At 41.5% G+C, this 19367-nt stretch carries 17 protein-coding genes and 1 pseudogene; 4 read left to right on the top strand and 14 right to left on the bottom strand.

The genetic code is table 11. The annotated features are described in order from the left end of the window. Positions 1-1294: 1294 nt before the first annotated feature. Complete coding sequence (locus NSQ68_RS21140) at positions 1295-1429, bottom strand: cytochrome c biogenesis protein CcdA (protein WP_155729708.1); 135 nt, start codon at positions 1427-1429, stop codon at positions 1295-1297. A gap of 275 nt (positions 1430-1704) precedes the next feature. Here NSQ68_RS21140 and NSQ68_RS21145 point away from each other — a divergent pair, with 275 nt between their 5' ends. After that, complete coding sequence (locus NSQ68_RS21145) at positions 1705-2373, top strand: metalloregulator ArsR/SmtB family transcription factor (protein ID WP_307353118.1); 669 nt, start codon at positions 1705-1707, stop codon at positions 2371-2373. A 134-nt stretch (positions 2374-2507) separates the two neighbouring features. On the opposite strand, the gene NSQ68_RS21150 is transcribed toward NSQ68_RS21145, so the two are convergent. The 4 genes from NSQ68_RS21150 to NSQ68_RS21165 form a co-directional block, all read right to left on the bottom strand. Further along, a complete protein-coding gene (locus NSQ68_RS21150) occupies positions 2508-2993 on the bottom strand; it encodes an OsmC family protein (RefSeq protein WP_342427110.1) in 486 nt (161 codons plus the stop codon). Between the two features lie 1178 nt (positions 2994-4171). Further along, a complete protein-coding gene (locus tag NSQ68_RS21155; protein ID WP_342427111.1) occupies positions 4172-4684 on the bottom strand; it encodes a GNAT family N-acetyltransferase in 513 nt (170 codons plus the stop codon). Positions 4685-4818: 134 nt separating this feature from the next. Beyond that, complete coding sequence (locus NSQ68_RS21160) at positions 4819-6003, bottom strand: MFS transporter (RefSeq protein ID WP_342427112.1); 1185 nt, start codon at positions 6001-6003, stop codon at positions 4819-4821. A 186-nt stretch (positions 6004-6189) separates the two neighbouring features. Beyond that, positions 6190-6954 carry an MBL fold metallo-hydrolase gene (locus tag NSQ68_RS21165; RefSeq protein WP_342427113.1) on the bottom strand — a complete coding sequence of 255 codons (765 nt, stop codon included), beginning with the start codon at positions 6952-6954 and terminating at the stop codon, positions 6190-6192. Positions 6955-7095: 141 nt separating this feature from the next. Between NSQ68_RS21165 and NSQ68_RS21170 the strand changes: the two genes are divergently transcribed. After that, a complete protein-coding gene (locus NSQ68_RS21170; protein ID WP_081112447.1) occupies positions 7096-7509 on the top strand; it encodes an Lrp/AsnC family transcriptional regulator in 414 nt (137 codons plus the stop codon). Positions 7510-7787: 278 nt separating this feature from the next. Here the strand turns inward: NSQ68_RS21170 and NSQ68_RS21175 are convergent, their stop codons facing one another. From NSQ68_RS21175 to NSQ68_RS21190, 4 genes and pseudogenes are all read right to left on the bottom strand, one after another. Then, on the bottom strand, positions 7788-8114 hold the full coding sequence (locus tag NSQ68_RS21175; protein ID WP_342427114.1) for a thioredoxin family protein: 327 nt from the start codon (positions 8112-8114) through the stop codon (positions 7788-7790). A 1060-nt stretch (positions 8115-9174) separates the two neighbouring features. Further along, the gene (gene trxA / locus NSQ68_RS21180) at positions 9175-9492 is read right to left on the bottom strand and encodes a thioredoxin (protein ID WP_061829892.1); all 318 of its coding nucleotides are present in this window, start codon (positions 9490-9492) and stop codon (positions 9175-9177) included. An 892-nt stretch (positions 9493-10384) separates the two neighbouring features. Next, on the bottom strand, positions 10385-11173 hold the full coding sequence (locus NSQ68_RS21185; protein WP_342427115.1) for an RNA methyltransferase: 789 nt from the start codon (positions 11171-11173) through the stop codon (positions 10385-10387). 78 nt (positions 11174-11251) lie between these two features. Further along, positions 11252-11917 (bottom strand): annotated as a pseudogene (locus NSQ68_RS21190) (TrkA family potassium uptake protein); the annotation flags it as partial. Positions 11918-12077: 160 nt separating this feature from the next. Between NSQ68_RS21190 and NSQ68_RS21195 the strand changes: the two are divergent. Further along, entirely contained in the window at positions 12078-12311 is a 234-nt protein-coding gene (locus NSQ68_RS21195) for a small acid-soluble spore protein SspI (RefSeq protein WP_342427116.1), read from the top strand. 151 nt (positions 12312-12462) lie between these two features. Here NSQ68_RS21195 and NSQ68_RS21200 read toward each other — a convergent pair whose 3' ends face one another. The 3 genes from NSQ68_RS21200 to NSQ68_RS21210 form a co-directional block, all read right to left on the bottom strand. Further along, on the bottom strand, positions 12463-14043 hold the full coding sequence (locus NSQ68_RS21200) for a peptide chain release factor 3 (protein ID WP_029518174.1): 1581 nt from the start codon (positions 14041-14043) through the stop codon (positions 12463-12465). Positions 14044-14348: 305 nt separating this feature from the next. Next, the gene (zwf, locus tag NSQ68_RS21205; RefSeq protein ID WP_342427117.1) at positions 14349-15905 is read right to left on the bottom strand and encodes a glucose-6-phosphate dehydrogenase; all 1557 of its coding nucleotides are present in this window, start codon (positions 15903-15905) and stop codon (positions 14349-14351) included. A 187-nt stretch (positions 15906-16092) separates the two neighbouring features. Then, complete coding sequence (locus tag NSQ68_RS21210) at positions 16093-16857, bottom strand: YwmB family TATA-box binding protein (RefSeq protein WP_342427118.1); 765 nt, start codon at positions 16855-16857, stop codon at positions 16093-16095. A 248-nt stretch (positions 16858-17105) separates the two neighbouring features. On the opposite strand from NSQ68_RS21210, the gene NSQ68_RS21215 reads away from it, so the two are divergent. Beyond that, complete coding sequence (locus tag NSQ68_RS21215) at positions 17106-17570, top strand: hypothetical protein (RefSeq protein WP_342427119.1); 465 nt, start codon at positions 17106-17108, stop codon at positions 17568-17570. 75 nt (positions 17571-17645) lie between these two features. On the opposite strand, the gene NSQ68_RS21220 is transcribed toward NSQ68_RS21215, so the two are convergent. Together NSQ68_RS21220 and NSQ68_RS21225 are read right to left on the bottom strand one after the other, a co-directional pair. After that, the gene (locus tag NSQ68_RS21220; RefSeq protein WP_013372995.1) at positions 17646-18296 is read right to left on the bottom strand and encodes a response regulator transcription factor; all 651 of its coding nucleotides are present in this window, start codon (positions 18294-18296) and stop codon (positions 17646-17648) included. Continuing rightward, positions 18274-19353: a sensor histidine kinase gene (locus tag NSQ68_RS21225; RefSeq protein WP_165148441.1), complete on the bottom strand. Its 1080-nt coding sequence runs from the start codon at positions 19351-19353 to the stop codon at positions 18274-18276. Before NSQ68_RS21225 ends, NSQ68_RS21220 begins: the two co-directional genes overlap by 23 nt. Positions 19354-19367 lie beyond the last annotated feature (14 nt).

Genomic DNA, 19367 nt, shown 5'->3' on the forward strand with positions numbered 1-19367 from the left:
ACCAGTAACATGTCCGCTCTATTAACTTAAGTACAATTTAACATACTTGTTTATGGGATGCAAGAGCAGGTATTAAATTTTTTCATATGCTTTTAGCCTCAGCTACGAATTCGTGAGTAATGAAACCGACTAGAAAGGTTAACAACGTATAAAAGACCGCTATTCTCGAGTATCGTTTGTCCTTTCCCTTTGCCTACGATTTGCAGAACGTATGGGATCCAGGCACGTTGGTTAAATTGATCGCCGAAGTCCGCAAACTGACAGGCACCTGGCATTTTCGCCACCTCATATAATGGACGCCTCCATGCCGTCCGTAAGTCGGATCGGCATGGAGCGTGCGTGCCCCGGTCAGCCGCCTTGACAATCCTCAACCTATATAAGTTTCTCCAACTACCAGTTTCGTTCTTTCGTTAACTTGACTCCCATCACCCTTTATTTACAATAACCTTCTTTATGGTGATAATTCCAGCTCACCCTACTAGTCATTGAAAGATAATACCCTTTAACGGCATACGGTGACGAAACCCGCCACACGCCAAAATTCGAGCAGCTTTTCCTTTGAACCAAGCTGCTGGAAAATATGATCACTTTATCATTCGGTGCAAGATTCTTGCTCCATACTAACGGGAGTCTGCCAAAGGAAATATTTAATGAACTCGGAATATGTCCAGTCGAATATTTACTGACATCCCTGACATCTAGAATCTTCACATTTGCATGCGGTGATGAGATAGGTCCCAATCTTCAAAACTCACATTAGTAAGGGATCGTAGAGGCCACGATTGTATTATTAACCATAAACTAAACAGTCCAATTGAAATGACGAATCACTGTCATCATACTATACTTCCTCCATCCTAAGCTCAGCAGATATTAAGATATATGCGCAAGCTCATTTATTGGAATTATTCACCCAACGAATATACCGCTAACTGCCCTATCCCTTGGTACAATGATTCGGACGACCCTGCCAAAACAAGTATCGAGGAAACTGCGAGCCCCACACATGGCGTCCAGCCCGCCCCAATTGCCAATCCAAGGATAAATGAACCAAGCCAGCCACCGTATTTTTTTCCGTTTCCCAACTGCTTAGAACTCATTAAAAACTTGAGTTTGAGTATCCCCATCATTTGTAGGCCAAACACCACAATCAATAGTCCGTCAACCTTCTCAATCAGATCCCTGCGTAAGGAGACAAAATTACCTATAGCGGAGGCAGTAGCCCCATGATCACAAAGATAACACTAAATCACAAGGATGAAGCCCAATGAACGTACGACCATAATTTTACGATTCACGACAAAGCGACCCCTGCAATCATCGTGTCGGATATATGTGAAACATACGCCGGCCGGAGAGGGAATACGTAAGGCGACAAAAACGAGAGTACGCCTGCTGCAAATACTACTAATAACGTTATCTCCTCCAACTTCTCCCCTCCTCATTAAATAAGAGTATCGCTCGCAAACAGTATTGCAATTTTATCTTATTATTTTTATCGGAATAATGGACTAAACTTGACTTCGTCTCTACACATGTTAAAATTCTATTCATCAATTGATATAGTACTTATTATGAAGAGATTGTTGGTTTCATAGTTTTTTTCAGTGTATGGAGAAGCATTTTTGATTTGCTATATTGGTCAAAACATATAGTGTAGGATCCTTAACATATATCACCAAGTTGAAGTGAGGTTATAAATGAATGGAAGAGATGCTAAAGTGTGCAAAGCTTTTCAAGGAAGATCTATATAAGCAACTGGCTAGAATAGGTAAATGTCTATCAAGTGACAAACGTCTTGAAATCTTGAATGTACTATCACAAAGTCCCAGAACAGTGGAGAAATTAGCCGCATGTACAGAAATGAATATAGCTAATGTTTCTCGTCATCTACAGGTCTTACTGGACGCTAAGCTTGTTAAGTTCACAAAGAAAGGAACTTACGCCATATACTCACTAGCAGATCCTGAGATCACTGACTTCCTCTCTTCACTATGGAAGATTAGTGAGAAGCAAATTCCTGATATCAGGAGAATGAAAGATGACTTTTTAAACAACTTGAATGACATCCATACCCTATCCATGGATGAAGTAAAGAAAAAACTAGATGAAAACTCCATTATCTTAGTTGACTTACGCCCCAAAGAAGAGTTTGAAACAGGACATATTCAAGGAGCAATTTCAATGCCGATGGAAGATCTAGACGTATTAATGGGAGAGTTACCGGAGGAAGCTGAAGTGGTCGCTTATTGTAGAGGGCCATTATGCGTTTATTCGGCACTTGCTACGCAAAAATTGCAAGTTGAGGGATTCAAGGCGTATCGTATGGAAGACGGAGTGAATGAGTGGCAGGAACATTTTCATTTACATTAACCAATCTAAGCCTCATCTAAAAAAGACTTCGAAGCCCACATATTTGTGACTTTGAAGTCTTTTTGTGAATAATGCAAACCTGGACATTATACGACTTGATTAGAGCGAATAATACTCATTGACATTTAGCTTTACTATTCCAATCCGTGTGCTGCAATATAGCTACTTGTAAGTTCCTCTCCAGAATCGATAGTTACTTTTCCTTGAGTTCCTACGGGAATGCCGGCCTTTATCAATAATTGACCAATATGGCAATTTTCTTCTGCTTTTTGCATCAAAGCTTCTGTCATGCTTATGTCTTCATTGGTCGCTCCTGGATTCAGAACAACATGCGGGCGATGGGTAATACTTAATTGATCACCTTGAGTTATATTACCTTCTGTATCCATAAAGAATCCTGTCACAGGAAGTTTATTTTTATCTAACATATATGCTAAGGTCATCGTGTAACAAGCTACTGCAGAAGAGATAAGAAGTTGTTGTGGTTCAGCCCCTTTACCACTTCCCCCTTTGGGGACTGGAATTGCAATTTGAGTTTGTAGATTGTCACTTTTAATGCGTCCATCACCCTTTGCATCTTTGTACCAAACCGTATTCATGTTTATTGTTTTTTCTGCCATATTAACATCCCCTTTTAGGTATTGTAAGTCCAAAACTTCGTAGGTTAAGATTCATTACTCTATGAGATTTGACAAATTTCTCACTATCTATGAGGCCATAGCCCCGCTACCTGTTGCTGTAATTGCTTTACGATAACATGTATCTTGTACATCTCTTCAAGTTTCAGGCACAGTAAAGATGTAGCTGTCGGTTTCTTTCGGATTTTGAACCTAACTGATAGCCAGAGTACTAAAATCAATTTCTACAATGTACTATAGATCCGGGTTTCTGGCTCAGCTTGAAGCAGGTCTTTAAGGCCAACAACGACATCATTATTAAACAGATCACTTTCGAGATACGCCTTAAGCATCGGTTCACTGTTAAAGCCATGTAAAACTTGAACATCCTCATCACACACAAGCAATTCTTTAGAAACTGCACCGGAAATACCAGACAGGAACAGCTCTTTTATAAGTTGTATAAAACCTTTACAGCCGCCATGCGTTCTGGTGCATTAATTTTCAATGTAATTTGAAGCTATGCTTTTGCCATAGAAATCAAACCTCCAATTAAATTATGTATCGCTCGTTTAATATATCAATTAATCAATTGATCAATTGAATTTTATTATATAATTTCACTAACGTCAAGTATACAACTAACTTACAAAGTGAAAAATTATAAATATTCTTCATGTATTTGTAATTGAACTCCCACCAATAGTTACCGCTTTCATACCTTATTTCATATTGAAGCCCTCATTGATATAACACTGTAATTTATGTAATGCTTCACATGTCAAACGGGGTAGTACCAGCGTCGCTGTCACTATGGGCAAAGTAGACGGATTAATATGTTAAATATAAGTGCTGGGAATTTCGCTATGATTGGAGAAATACCAGCGTCTCAAACGTATGGAATAATCCTACATTTATCTTGTTGGGTTGTTTACGTTAATGGGCAAAGACAGAGCTAGGCTGCCGACATTGATCGGCAGCCTAGTCTTAGTTGGAGATTGAACTATCGTTTCCCGTTAGTTTAATGATCTGACTTATTTCTTCATCATTACATCAAGAAAATGTAAAGTGTGCATATTAGCTTTTACCCCAATATGCACACGCCAACGCCATCAACATATTTACAGTTAGATACCGTTCTTTTGATAATTTTCTTGCTACCCGTCCGTGTTATTCTCAGTCTATCTTAGCTTTTTAAAATAATCGAATAACGCATGAATTTCTTTATAGGATACATCCCCATTTATTGACATCGTTTCGAAAGTTACGCCTTCATAATTTGAAAACAAGTAATCCTGAGACTCAAAACCTAAGAGTTGATAAAAACTTTTCCTTTTAATTCTTTGATTATTATTAAGAAATTTAGGGTTAACTTCTTCAATATTCAGGCAAATCCGATAGTTAGAGTATTTATTTATTATCTCATTAACAACTGCTTTCCCGTACCCTTTATTTTGATATGCTTTACTAATTGCCAAATACAATATGTAAAGCATATCGTTTTTTACGATTAGATAATTCATTCCTACCAGCGTGTAATCATCATATATTCCATAAAACAAATGGTCGGTATCATTGCTTATCTCTACCAATTTATTATATGAGATCATCTCTTCTTTAGGAAACGAATCATCATAGATTTTTTTTATCTCATCAATATTCTCGTTATTAACTCTTTTTAATACTACAGTCATAAATTTCTCCTCGCTCTATTTTTTAAGAAGATTTCGTACTTATGCCAATCGCTTTGATATGAAAAAAAATATATATGTGTCTATCTCTTACAGGTCACAGTTCAAATTCTCAGGATCCTCTCTTTAAGTGCTCTTTAGTTTACCACTTGATTTTGAATTTTACCTTCTTTCTTTCCATACAACATGTAATATAGAAAAAGTGTAGCTAATACAATTAATCCGAGTATTACATACAAACCACTATATCCTGTAGCTGGAATTATCAAACCGATAATCGATGGGCCAAATCCGTTCCCTAGATCATAGAATATAAAGAACGTCGCAGTTGCTAAGCCAACTCGGTGAGGTTCGGCTAAATTGATGGCTATGGCTTGAGTTATGGAAGAAATATTACCAAATCCCAGAGCAACTAATGCTCCTACCAATAACAATGTAAAGCTACTGTTAACTGAGCTTAAAAGAAGCATCCCTACTCCATATATAATAAGAGCCGGATATATGATAATGTTAGCACCTTTTTTGTCCATTATTCGTCCTGTAAAAGGTCGTGATATTAAGACAAAAACAGTATATACCATAAAGAAGAAACTTGCTGTGTCTATTAACCCTAACTCCAAAGCATAAATATTTAAATATGAAACTATGCCGGAAAAACAAAAAGTCATGAAAAAAATAATAATTGCTATCGGCATTACTTTTGGCTCAACAAAGTCAGAGATTTTTATTCCCTTTTTATTGTTCTTCTCAGTCTTGTACGTTGCGGGAAACTTCAGAAAAAATGCGATTACTAAGCTAAAAATTCCAAGCAATAGACTTAAAGAAAAAATCATTTCAAAGTTTGAGTTTTGACTCAAAACTAAACCAATAAATGGACCGATTCCTGTGGCCAAGGCCGTACTAATTGCAAAATAACTTATCCCTTCACCTTTTCGTGGTGCAGGAAGGCTAAATACAACAACCGTACTCACAATTGTAGATATAATACCCACTGTGATACCGTTTAAAAGCCGATTTAATATGAGAAAGTTAACATTAAGATGAACGAAATAAAGTAATGTTGTTAAAATTAATAAAAACAAGCTGGTCATCAAGATTTTTTTGGAATGTACAAGACGTCCTGTAAACAAACGCCCTAATAATGAACCGATAATAAAAATACCTGCGACGATACCAGCTTGACCGGTTGATGCATCAAATTCATTAATTGCATAAAGAGTGATTGTCGCGTTTAATAAAAAGAAAATTAATGTCATAATGAAATTGACAGACGAAAGAATAATAAAGTTTTTCGTCCACAATTTAGGATTCGTTTGGTTCACAGCATATTCTCCTGTCTGTAGATTTTGGTAAATACCTGATATGCAAGTGAGCTAATATTCTGCATTAAAGGAATAAATAATTTGTTATAAAAATTCATAATAAAATGAGACCCATATGAAGGTCTCATTTTATTTGAACAACACAATCTCCAATGCGACTCATATTCCAACCTCTCGCAGTGCACATTAAAAAGTGTACGATTCGCCGTCTTCGGGAACTAATAAATTAGAGGTGAATCCCTTTTCTTCTCCAAAGCTTTTTAGTTCTTTTCTAGATAATATCCAATGATTAACTGCTTCCATATGGACTGAGATAATTTTGGCGTTAGGAGCCGCCTTATGCACCTCGTAAACATCTTCTTTGCCCATTATAAGTGAGCCCAAATCATGCCAACTATTATTTCCAGCGTTCAACACGATAATCTCAGGAGTGTGGGAAATGATTTCTTTTTCGACACCGTCATACCATACTGTATCTCCGGCTAAGTATAACGTCTTCTCGTTGGCATGTTTGAAGACAACACCACATACCTGACCCATCATTTTTAATAAATCTTTCCCTCTGCCGTGCTCGCCTTTTGTTTTAATTAACTGAATACCTTCAAAAAGCGTATCTTCAGCAAGGACTTCTACTTGTTGAAAACCGTCACTTTCAACTTGTTTAGCATCTTCTTCGTTTTGTACAAAAACTTTAGTGCCTTTTGGAAGCACTGCTTTTGCTATATCATCGTAGTGATCTAGATGCAAATGAGTCAGAATAACAGCATCGACATCCTTAATGATGTCGTAAACGGACATTGGCAAATCAATTATAGGATTTCTCAAATCCTCTCTGATCCCCGCCGGGAATGGACCATACAGACCTTTGTACGCAAGTAATGGATCGACTAGGAACTTTTTACCTGCATAGTGAACAATGATTGTTGCATTTCGAACTTGTTGAATGTGCATATTTATATATAATTCTCCTTCTGTTTTTTTATTTTGTTTGTTGATAATGATAAGTTTATACTAGATGTAACCTTCAAATACACAGATTAAATAAAGTGTATTGGTCTTTTTACTTTATTTTTTAAAGGAGATGCGTTTGATTTGGATCAAACAGATAAACGAATTATTGAAGAGCTGAGTCAAAATAGTCGAATTACCATGAAAGAATTAGGGGAAAGAGTGCACCTAACTGGACCTGCAGCAGCAGCCCGGGTAGAAAAACTTGAGGATACTGGAGTTATAGAGGGATACAGCATTAAAGTTAATCACGCAAAATTAGGATGTTTTACGTATGCATTTCTAAATATCTATATTAAAGATACACACCATCAACCATTTCTTTCATTCATTCATTCTAAAGAGGATCACATCCTAAATAATTACAAAATAAGCGGTGATGGATGCTATCTGCTTGAATGTAGGTTTCCAAGTAATGAAGCGTTAAACCAATTTTTATTAGAGTTAAACAACTACGCTAACTACAAATTATCCATTGTAATCGAGAAAACCTTGTAAACAAGAACGTCAAAGAAACTTGTATTTCTGAGAAACGAACCCATCAGAAAAAGATCCACCCTTAAAAAGAGTATATTAAGAAGGTTTTTAAACTAACCTGCCCGTTAGCCTAGTCCCCATGAATAAATAAAAGTTCCGAATTTATTTTTGTATATGGAACTTCGAGTTATTTGAGACACATATTGTCTAAAATATACAGCTTGGATATACTTATTTCAATAAAAAGCCTAAGAAAGGACATAATACTGAAGGTGTGCCTTTTGTTTTTAATCGAAGATTTAAACTTCATCCGACAATAACTGTAATTGTTTTTTCAATTGTTCAAATTGAACAAAACGACCTTCGCGTAGATATTCTCTCCCATCAAGAAAAACCAAGATCGTCGGCACAGAAAAAATTAAAAACCTTCCTGTGATCTCCTCCACTTGACTAGCATCAACATGAGCAAGTGCCAATTTAGGGTATAGATTAAGCATTGTTTTGAGCTTAGGGTAAATGGCATAGCATACATTACAATCATCTTGAGATACGTATAACATACTCAAAGGATTACTTCCGATGAAGGTTTCTATTTCTTGTATTGAGGTTAAGTCCACTGAACGCACGCTCAAATTTCTCCTCTCTTAAAATGACCATTTCATATTCATTGTTTAAATCCTTTTTCCAGACAAAAAATATTTACAAAAGTAGAAGTTTTTTTCTCATTATTGTGTGTATCGTTCTAGAAATCTGGCTACGATTTGATCAGCCGTCTCAGTGCCCGTAAAAAATATGCCCTCCTATTGTTCCAACACAAGTTACATGAGTTTATCTTCTCCCAAAGTCTGCCGCTCCTTTACTGGTAAACCAAAAATCCAAAAAGGGCACCTGTCCCTGGTGAAGCATCGTGAATTTCTTGTAGAGGTCCCACCCAACTTGATGTAAAACTGGAGAGTCCAACTTCACGTCAAAATGGTCGTCGTAAATGGCAATAACTTTAGCTTGACCGGCCATCCATGTTGGTTTACCAACTAAATATGACTGCAGATCATAAGGAAGCTTTGGCTCAAATTTAATATTCTTTTCAGCTAGCCGTGGTTGAATAGCAATAGTAACTACAGTTGTCTAAAATTGTTTTCCATTGGCTTCTAAGCAGATTGTACCGTCTTCTTCTTGATGAATCGAAGTTACACGTGTGTTAAGCTGGATTGCTCCTTATGGCAAAGTAGCACTTATCGCCTCAATCATAGACTGTACTCCACTAACAAATCTTAGTGAGGGCTCCATTGCCTCATGTGGCAAAAGATGTTGTTGTGGTGTTTCATGTTGGGAACGTTCTAAGAGCATTCGTCCTTTGTTATTTGTTAAATTGATTAAATGTCTCCAAACCCAGTTCTTTTGTGAGTTGAGTAATAATTTTCTCATAGTGTGGCCAGACCATGTAGGTCCAAGATCGAATTTTCCGAGTTCCAATGTTTATCACCGGAGCATTTTTTAACTTGGTTTCTCATTGTTTCTCTCCTTCATCCATGTTTCATCAGGGAGTCACATATGTTAAAAGATTATCTTCTCTATATGATGATATTGAGTCACTCTCAAACTGCATCCGCTACGTTGCAGGAAGCGCTCTCAGAACAAAAAAAGAATCGACAACATTATTTCATTATAATGTTGTCAATTTTCACATCAATTAACCAATTTAAGAATTTTGTCTTTAAGGACATTTTTTTGATTTACACCAACCATAGTATCAACGAGCTTACCATCTTTAAAAAGCAACAAAGTTGGAATACTTCGAATACCAAATTGTGAAGCTAATTCGGTTTCCTCGTCGACATTAACTTTTGCCAACGTTGCCTGTCCTTTCAGCTCATCAGCTAATTCTTCCACAATAGGAAGCTGAATTTTACAAGGTCCACACCATGGAGCCCAAAAGTCTACCAAGGTCACGCCAGACTGGATTTGATTTGAAAACGTATTTTTTGTCAATGCAGTTGCTCCCACTGGAGATCCCCCCACTAAATATAATTTATCATTAACAATTATTCAATTGATTAGTTGAATTATAAATCTATACTCTCCTTCTGTCAAGAGTGAATCACATTTCTCTGAAGGTTCTCTCCTGGTGAAGCACCTCTGTTAGTTTCAAGCACACGGTTATATATCCCTTCATTGTGACTTGTGATTTGATCTGAACTAAAATTTAAATGAGCTTTGTTTACATAAGCGTTTCTCATTTCTAGGTATTTCTGTTCGTTACTTAACAGACTAATTGTTTTTCTGGCCATCTCATTTTTATTACCTACAGCAGCCAGGTAGCTAGTTTTCCCGTTGATAATAAGCTCAAATATATCATCCAACGTACGAACCTATCGTTTTCGCAAAATAAAGGACCTCAAAGCCAATACAGGCTTAAGGTCCATAAAGTTGGGAATGAGTTATCATTTAGTCATACTCAATACGGCACGGAATCGTGTCTTAGCTGACATCATTTTCTCGTATGATTCACTAGCTTGTTCCACGGGAAAACTTCGATCATAGGTCCTACATCGGTCAGTACACTAAATCGAACCGCCGCTTCAACTTCCATCGATTGTCCTGTAAACGATCCCCAAACAGTATGGGGTCCCTTCAAAAAGTCCATGGCAGACAGTTCATTGGAGAGTGTTTATCTTACAACAACTTATAGAAATTCCACTACTTTTTTTACTATAAAAACAACAAATCTTAGATCAGTAAACAACAAGTACTTGGTTTGTTATTAGAAAACTTCCCCCGTCTTTACTGGCTTTACGGGCACTTATATTGTCTCACTTTGATGTTATAAGTTGTCTCAATTGATAATATAATCAGTCTCAATTGATAATATAAACCACACAGCCCCGTGTTCACTCTCTTAGTTTCGTTGTCTCATCGCCTCAAATAATAGCACCGTAGAGGCCATCGCTGCGTTCAGTGATTCCGCTTGCCCCTGCATCGGAATGAATACCGACTCATCCACTATGCGCGCGGTAGCAGCAGAAATACCTTGACCTTCGTTTCCGATCACAAGCCAAGTGGAAGCACGCAAATCTATGGTATAGCATGACAAGCTCGCATCCAACGAGGTGCTGAGCAAGCGGGCACCTTTACTTTTGGCCTGTGGCAAAAGCTCCTCCAGACTGCCCTCAATCACCGGCAGGTGAAACAACGATCCCATCGTGGAGCGGATCGTTTTGGGATTGTACAGGTCGGCGCAGCCATGACCCAATATTACGCCTGCGGCTCCAGCAGCGTCCGCGCTGCGGATGATGGTGCCTACATTGCCGGGGTCCTGCACCCCGTCCAGCACCATTACCAGTGCATCCGGCTGCTCCAGCAATGCCGGGAATGCGCTGCGCTCCTCCTTACGCACGATGGCAAAGACCGACTGCGGCGTCTTCGTATCGGTGCATTTTGCAATGACCGCCGCTGACACGGGAACCCATTCCATCGGCTGGTCGGCGGGGTTCAGGCCATTCAGCTCGGCGGGAATGCCCTTGTCCAAATCATAGGCGATGGTTTCGACAGCCGCGTCCGAACGCAGCGCTTCCTGCACCAGATGAATACCCTCGACTATATATTTATGCTGCCGTGTGCGATGCTTTTTCTCCAGCAGTTGCGCCCACTCTTTTACACGCGCATTATTCGGTGAAATGATTTCCATTCGTTTAACCTTCCGTTTCTTTGTCCGTTTCAATAAAAATAAATGATGTTTCACTTGTAATTGAACATCAAGCCTTCATTAGGCTGCAAATGCCAGCTCCAGCTTGGTCAGATCATCCTTGTGGCCCACAATGACCAGTACATCACCTGGTTCCAGACGATCTTCGGCATAAGGTGAAATGTTCATTTCCTGATTTCTGCGAATCGCCATCACATTGCAGCCGAAGCGTGCACGTATGTCTAACTCCTTCAGGTTTTTTCCAATCATGGAATCGGCGGCTCTCATCTCCAAGATACTGTAATCCTTGGACAGCTCGATATAATCCAAAATGTTGGGGGATGTCAAATGATGGGCTACCCGTAGCCCCATATCCCGTTCAGGATAAACGACTTTATCTGCACCTATCTTTTGCAACACTTTTCCATGCAACTCATTTTGTGCCTTGACCACAAGAGCTGGTACGCCCATGTCCTTGAGAATCAATGTCGTCAGAATACTGGCCTGTATATCTTCGCCAATCGCAACTACGATTACGTCAAAATTTCGGATACCCAGCGCTCGCAGCGCTTCCTCATCCGTCGAGTCGGCAGACACCGCATGCGTCACAATATTCGACATTTCCTGTGTACGCTGCTCGTCCGAGTCAATAGCCAGCACATCAAAACCCATCTCACTCAGCGCACTGGCAACACTGGAACCAAAACGTCCCATGCCAATGACCGCATACTGTTTTTTTGCCATTCCTTCTTTACCTCCCGATCACCATACTGTCCGTCATAGTATAGCATATCATGCTACAAACATAAATTTTGACATACTTATGCCAAATGCTTCTCCATGTATACTGGACAACAGCCCAAGCCATAATACATTCGATCACTACTACAACATACGGGAGGTACACATGCCCATTACAATGGATTTACGACAAGCAATTGTTCACAAAGTACACGGCAAATCAGAAGCTGATCTTACGGATATGATTATTGGGTCAGTGGACGGACCTGAGGCCGCTTTGCCTGGATTGGGTGTCATTCTTGAAATCGCTTGGAAGCATATGAGCCCAAACCAACAGCACGATTTCATCCACTTGGCACATGAACAAATCGATAAAATCAAACCCGTGCCCTTAACCTAACTCTAGCTATTTAACTTTTTGTTCCAATTTAATTGTGCTCATTATTTTACCCGTATTCGAAAAAGAGAATAGTCCACTCGCATTAACATCGAGTGGACTATTCGTTGTATACACTAAATGACTAAGATCAAACTGTTCTGCTTATTCAATCTTATGGAGCCATTTCTAGAAACTTAGCTGTCGGGTTTTTCTCCATAGCCGTACGCATGGCATACTCGTTTTCGAACAAGGCGACATAATTGCCCTTCTTATCCTTTACCAGCGTAGAGTTAATACGGAACTTGCTCGGATCAATCTGCTCATCCACAATCCAACGTGCAAATTGGAATGGCATACGCTGAAGCTGTACATCAACTCCATATTCACCCTTCATGCGGTACTCAAAAACTTCAAATTGCAGTTGGCCGACGACACCCAATAGCGTATCGTCAAAGCTTACCGTACGGAACACCTGAATCATACCTTCCTCGGTCAACTGGTCAATACCCTTCAGATACTGTTTGTGCTTCAAGGCATTTTTCACCGTTACCTTGGCAAAAATCTCAGGCGAGAAGGTCGGCAATTCATCAAACACAACCTCGCTACCTTGGCTGAGTGAATCACCAATACGGAAAATTCCCGGGTCAAACAATCCAATAATATCGCCAGGAAAAGCCTCCTCGACAATATCACGGTCCTGTGCCAGGAACTGCTGTGGCTGAGACAACTTAATCTCCTTGCCCATCCGTACATGCTTAACACTCATCCCGCGTTGAAACTTACCGGAGACAATACGCAAAAATGCAATACGGTCACGGTGAGCCGGGTTCATGTTCGCCTGAATTTTAAATACATAGCCAGTAAATTTTTCGTTTGTTGGCTCAATTTCCCCAGCAGTACTACGGCGTGGCTCCGGTTTAGGAGCAAGCTGAAGGAAGTTTTCCAAAAATGTTTGTACACCAAAATTATTAATCGCACTGCCGAAGAATACCGGTGTTAATTCTCCGCGCTGTACTTTCTCCATGTCAAAAGGGTCACCCGCGACATCAAGCAACTCCAAGTCTTGGCATAATTGGTCATGCAAATATTCGCCCGCCATCTCACGAATGATCGGATCATTGTAATCTTCCACTTTTTGTACTTTAATCGTGGAATGGTCATCTCCCTGAAACAGCTCGACCTGATTTTTGACACGGTCATAGACACCGCACAGCTCGCGTCCTGTACCAATCGGCCAATTCATAGGCACCGAACGGATGCCTAGCACCTGCTCCAACTCCTCCATCAAATCAAAAGGACTGCGTCCCTCACGATCCAGTTTGTTAATGAAGGTGAAAATCGGAATTCCACGCTTCGCACAAACTTGAAACAGCTTAATCGTTTGCGCTTCCACACCCTTCGCTACGTCAATCAGCATGACTGCACTATCTGCTGCTGTTAATGTACGATACGTGTCTTCACTGAAGTCCTGGTGACCTGGGGTGTCCAGAATGTTGATGCGGTGACCATTATAATCAAATTGCATCACTGAGGATGTTACAGAGATCCCCCGCTGTTTTTCAATCTCCATCCAGTCACTCGTGGCGTGTTTGCTTGCTTTACGCGCTTTAACTGAACCAGCAAGACGAATCGCGCCCCCGAACAGCAGCAGCTTTTCCGTCAGTGTCGTTTTACCCGCATCCGGGTGAGAAATAATCGCAAACGTACGCCGTTTGTCGACTTCCTGTTGAAGTATATCTGTTGTTTTACTCATTTCACATATCCCTTCATGATCAAATCCATTGCATTCCCTCAAGCTATTCATAAAAAGGCCATGATGCACGCCTGTTCTCATAAGTTCATCGGCTCTATCGGCTCATTGCCGTTAGCTCCATTATTCGGCGTACCCCGTTACCATATTCATTATAAATACGATCTATTTACATGTTTTAGCCTGCCTTTAACTTATAATCAGTTGCAAACTGAAAACCTGAGACTAAGCTATTATAGCACACTCCGAACGCAAAGCATCCCCTTACGTCCTGAACAGGACATAGGGGGATGCAGGACAAATCGGGATTACTGAACGCCGCCTACTCGCCAGATGACATTATCTTCATCCTGACCGCTAACCGGCCACCACTTGAAGCCATCTTGCTCCAATAGCTTGTGAGCACCTTCCGGTCCCCATGAGCCTGCAGCATAGGTTTCCAGCGTATCCGGGGTCTGCTGCCATGCTTTGGCGATTCGATCGACGAATCCCCATGCCGTGGCAACCTCATCCCAACGCGTGAAGTACGTCGAATCACCCTCAATCGCATCCATCAGCAACCGTTCATAAGCCTCCGGTGAGTTGATACCCACCATACAGCTTTGGCAAAAATCCATAGCCAATGGCTCAATATCTGATTCCGAGCCAGGTTTCTTGGCATTGATTTTAATGTAAATGCCCTCCATTGGATTGACCCGAATTACGAGCAAGTTCGGTTCCAGCTTATGCTTTTGACCGAGGTACACGTTCGTTGGCATGCTCTTAAATTCCACAACAATCTCCGTTGTTTTTACAGGGAGACGTTTGCCCGTACGAATATAGAACGGTACGCCAGCCCAACGGAAATTATCAACAAACACGCGTGAAGCAAAATAAGTCTCTGTGTTTGACTGTGGATCAACCTTGTCTTCTTGGCGATACCCCGGCAACTGCTGACCGCGATAACTGCCTTCGGTGTATTGACCACGCACCACATTGGTTTTCACATCGTCAGACGTTTCAAAAGGGCGCAGCGAACGCAGCACTTTCACCTTTTCATCACGGATATCCTCAGGCAACAAACGACTAGGTGGTTCCATCGCAATCATCGTTAGCATTTGCAGCATATGGTTCTGTCCCATATCCCGCAAGGCGCCGGAATGATCGTAGTAACCTCCGCGTTCCTCCACCCCTACCGTTTCACTAAGCGTAATTTGCACATTGGCAATATGCTTATTATTCCACAGTGGTTCAAAGAAGGCGTTCGCGAAGCGGATCACCTCAATATTTTGTACCATTTCCTTGCCAAGATAGTGATCAATCCGATAAATTTCTTCTTCGGCAAATACTTCTCGTATTTCAACGTTCAATTCTTGGGCAGATTCGAGGTTATATCCGAATGGCTTCTCAATTACAAGACGATTCCACCCCTTGCCATCCATCATGCCGCCATCTTTCAAGCTCTTAGACACGCTTCCGAATAATTCAGGAGCCAAGGCCAAATAAAACAACCGATTTCCCGGTATGTTAAACTTGCTTTCTATAGACTCCGTCTGCTGTCTCAACTCATGGAACCCTTCGACATTGTTGATATCCAGCGATTTATATTCAAAATGCTCGGCAAATGCCTGCCATTCTTGATCATTTTCTGCTTTGTAGCGACTAAACTCCTGTATGGAAGCATACAGATCATTACGAAATTCTTCCTCTGTGCGAGGACGCCTTGCTACACCAATAACGGCAAAATCCTCAGCAAGCTTGCCTTCGCGGTACAAGCTGTAAATAGCAGGAAAAAGCTTGCGACGAGCCAAATCGCCCGTAGCGCCAAAAATAAACAGAACTGCGCCTTGCGTCACAACAGATTCTTTAGCAGGTATGTCAGCCATGTAGTACCTCATTCTTCCCATGTCAAGATTCCGCAATCCGCAATCCCCGAAATCCGCATGTAGTATTGTGTATATTTATACAAGATCATACTTGATTTTCGAAAAACATGGAACTAAAGATTTGATGATATTTTAGCATATCCTACATGGATAAGCTATCCGATGAATCATCAATTTACCTTATAAGTCAGTATTCAATCGTGATGAGCGGAAAACCGAGCGTTATACGTGTATCCTGCTGTTCCCTATCTTCATGTACAGCCATCTGCATCTGGACCTGATGCTCACCGCTTTGAATCATTAACGGCAGCTCTGGAGCTTCATAGGATATAGCCACAGTAGTCGCATCCGTATATCTTTCTTTGGCCTGCATGGAGATGTTCCCTGTTAAGCTTGCCTCTGTTAGTTTCAACAGTTGATCTTTGGATTCCTTTGTATGCAGCGAACGCTGAAGGGCCGTGTTCCACTGCGCTGGAATCCCCATAGACTTTAATTGCTCAGCACAGAGCTTATGAATCTGAATCAACCGCTCACGTCCTGCATCGTTGCTCTCCAGTTGAACGACTACATACCACTGCCCAGTTTGACGTTCCATTACATTTAAGCGGATTTTTAGATCCTCACTATTACGAACAGAACGATAAACTGTGTGTCCATTTTCCACGAGTTTGTTTACTGTGGGTATATTCAGCTGATCAGCTATCTGTGCCGCCATATCTGCCGGCTCTTCATGCTTAGAAATCCAATCGCCTTGCCACTTCACAACCAGCTTATCCAGCGTACCCGGGGTCTTATCCGAGATGGTTAACAATGAGCGTAAAGCCGTTTCTGCCTCACGGGAATCATATCGGTTGGTCTGAAGGGTTCCGTAACGCCAGCCAGCCAGTATCAACAACGTTCCTAATACCAAAATCGTAATAATCCCTTTTTTAATCAACTCTGCTTTTAGCATTATCGTTCCTCCCGCTCCTCAACCATCCGCTTCCCACACCTACGCTCTGGATACTTTCTTTTTCGGCTGGTTTGAAATCTATGAATCTATCAATATCATTCCCGTTGTCAGAGGTTTTATACACACAGCAATACGGCAAAAGAACTTCTAAAATATTCATCTGCCTACTGGGTATTCGACCATACATCGTAGGCACCGTAAGAATAGACTATGATCACAATGCATCTTACACCAAAAGAGGTGAAATCATGTTTCCGATTTATCCTGTAAATGAAGCCAGTGTGGCACCTCATGGTGGACGTCTGGTCTGTGCCGTTATGCGTGATGGTACACGACACATCGGCATCTTAAGTGGGTGTAGCAAAGGCAAGCTGATGTTGAACGGATATCCACCTTCCTTTCCTGGCAGTCTCTATGCCGGGAGCTACAGTAACAAAGGAAAACAACCCCCCAAAAAGATTTCCTCTAAAAAGAAAAAAAGGAATCCTAAAAACAAAGTTCGTACCTCTGCCAAACTAAATGCCTTAATTAAGCCGCCCAATGCACCTCTGAGTCCATCCTTTCCTTATGACGCAGGCGGATTTGCTGGAAATGGCTATAGTAGTTATGGAAATGGCAGAGCAGGCTATCGCGGTGGGTATGGCGGATATGGATACGGGGCCGGGATTGCACTAGATCTGGCCTTAATCGCCTTTTTATTCCTCCTGATCTAAACACCTTGTTATAGAACACAAAAAACCGGAGAACTATTATCGTCTCCGGTTCTTTGTATTCGTTTATTCTACATTCTACTCTGCTAATCCGTTCTTATAGGCATAGATCGCCGCCTGTGTACGGTCTTCCACTCCTAATTTAGCGAGAAGGTTCGTGACATGGAACTTTACCGTCTTAATCCCGATAATCAGCTCATCTGCGATATCCTGATTAGACTTCCCTTGTGCCAACAGGCGGAGCACCTCCATCTCACGATCAGTCAGCTCCGTATGCGCGGGCGCTTCAGCCTGTGGTTGGCGGAATCGATTCATCATCTTAGAGGCCACCTGTGACTCTAGTACGGACTGTCCACGTGCAGCTGCACGGATCGCATCCGCTATTTCGGAAGCACGAGACGTTTTAAGCAAATAGCTGAATGCCCCTGCCTCAATGACCGGATACATTTTCTCATCGTCCAAATAACTCGTCAGCACAATCACCTTTGTCTCTGGAAGCAGACGAGTTACTTGGCGTGTCGTTTCGATGCCATCCATGCCATCCATGACCAGATCCATCAAAATCACATTTGGCTTGTATTCGGAAGCCAACCGTATGCCTTCTTCTCCGCTTCCGGCCTCGCCGACCACTTCAATACCTTCTTCCGTCCCCAGCACCGCCGCAAGACCAATCCGTACCATTTCATGGTCGTCTACCAGCAGTACGCTAATCGGTAATTCCGTTTCCATGATCATCGTTCCTTCCGCTTTCATCATTAATAACTGGCACAGATACCTCAATCCGTGTCCCTTTTCCCGGAGCCGTTATATACTGAATCGCTCCCCCAATTTCACTGACCCGCTCCTGCATGGTAGATAATCCGTATGAAGTCTGCTTTTTCTCATCCAGTTCAAAACCAATACCGTTATCCCGAATCGTCAGCCTGATGGAATCCGGGCGTTGCACGATACGAATTTCCATGCGGGTTGCTTTGGCATGGCGCAATGTATTAGACATCGCTTCCTGAACAATACGAAACAAGTGGTTCTCAATGCCTTTAACCAACTGTACTCCGCTTTCTATCTCAAAATCAATCTCCATCGGTACCTTTGCCTGCAACTCCTGCACTAAATCACGCAAACCCTGCTCAAGCCGTTTCCCTTCCAGATAGACAGGTCGTAGATGGAGTAGTAACGCCCGCATTTCGGATTGTGCCACAGAAGACATTTCTTCAATTAGTGCAACTTGACGCTGCGCTTTATCAAAATCCTTATCCAGCGTCCTCCCCACAGCCGTCGCCGTCATTGAAATAGCAAATAATTGCTGTGATACGGCATCATGCAACTCTCTGGCCAGCCTCTGCCGCTCCTCCACAATCGCAGTCATCCGTGCCTGTTCCGCCAACTGAGCATTATCCGTGGATAAGCGTTGTAAAGACGTAACTTGTTCCTGCCATTTACGTCCAATCCGTTCCAGCTGCTCTCCCAGTCTCCCAAGTTCATCATGCCCTAGGGGCGGCAACTCACGTGCAGGGGTTCCCTTTTCCCACATCAGCAACGTCTCTCTCAGCATTTCCAGTCTGCTTTTAAAGCGGTAGCTCTCATAAAATCCGTACATTGCCCCTGTACCAATCAACACCAGTATAACGGCTCCTGCAACTTTCAATATCATTCCCCAGGTTGGAAACGACTTCACATATCCATATGTATACAGCATATAAAAGACAACTACGCCCACAACAACACACAGGAGGATACCTTGACCCATACTGCGGGTTACCATGTTGGACGTTTTTTTATGATTCATCCCGGCTCCTCCTG

It is taken from the genome of Paenibacillus sp. FSL L8-0158 (genome assembly GCF_038592965.1).
GTDB classification, from domain to species: domain Bacteria; phylum Bacillota; class Bacilli; order Paenibacillales; family Paenibacillaceae; genus Paenibacillus; species Paenibacillus polymyxa_D.

Excerpts from the sequence above, each read along its gene's own strand:
- NSQ68_RS21145 (WP_307353118.1), top strand. The coding sequence starts at position 1,705 with ATGGAAGAGATGCTAAAGTGTGCAAAGCTTTTCAAGGAAGATCTATAT.
- NSQ68_RS21150 (WP_342427110.1), bottom strand. The coding sequence starts at position 2,993 with ATGGCAGAAAAAACAATAAACATGAATACGGTTTGGTACAAAGATGCA.
- NSQ68_RS21155 (WP_342427111.1), bottom strand. The coding sequence starts at position 4,684 with ATGACTGTAGTATTAAAAAGAGTTAATAACGAGAATATTGATGAGATA.
- NSQ68_RS21165 (WP_342427113.1), bottom strand. The coding sequence starts at position 6,954 with ATGCACATTCAACAAGTTCGAAATGCAACAATCATTGTTCACTATGCA.
- NSQ68_RS21185 (WP_342427115.1), bottom strand. The coding sequence starts at position 11,173 with ATGGAAATCATTTCACCGAATAATGCGCGTGTAAAAGAGTGGGCGCAA.
- NSQ68_RS21195 (WP_342427116.1), top strand. The coding sequence starts at position 12,078 with ATGCCCATTACAATGGATTTACGACAAGCAATTGTTCACAAAGTACAC.
- NSQ68_RS21200 (WP_029518174.1), bottom strand. The coding sequence starts at position 14,043 with ATGAGTAAAACAACAGATATACTTCAACAGGAAGTCGACAAACGGCGT.
- zwf (WP_342427117.1), bottom strand. The coding sequence starts at position 15,905 with ATGGCTGACATACCTGCTAAAGAATCTGTTGTGACGCAAGGCGCAGTT.
- NSQ68_RS21210 (WP_342427118.1), bottom strand. The coding sequence starts at position 16,857 with ATGCTAAAAGCAGAGTTGATTAAAAAAGGGATTATTACGATTTTGGTA.
- NSQ68_RS21215 (WP_342427119.1), top strand. The coding sequence starts at position 17,106 with ATGTTTCCGATTTATCCTGTAAATGAAGCCAGTGTGGCACCTCATGGT.
- NSQ68_RS21220 (WP_013372995.1), bottom strand. The coding sequence starts at position 18,296 with ATGGAAACGGAATTACCGATTAGCGTACTGCTGGTAGACGACCATGAA.
- NSQ68_RS21225 (WP_165148441.1), bottom strand. The coding sequence starts at position 19,353 with ATGAATCATAAAAAAACGTCCAACATGGTAACCCGCAGTATGGGTCAA.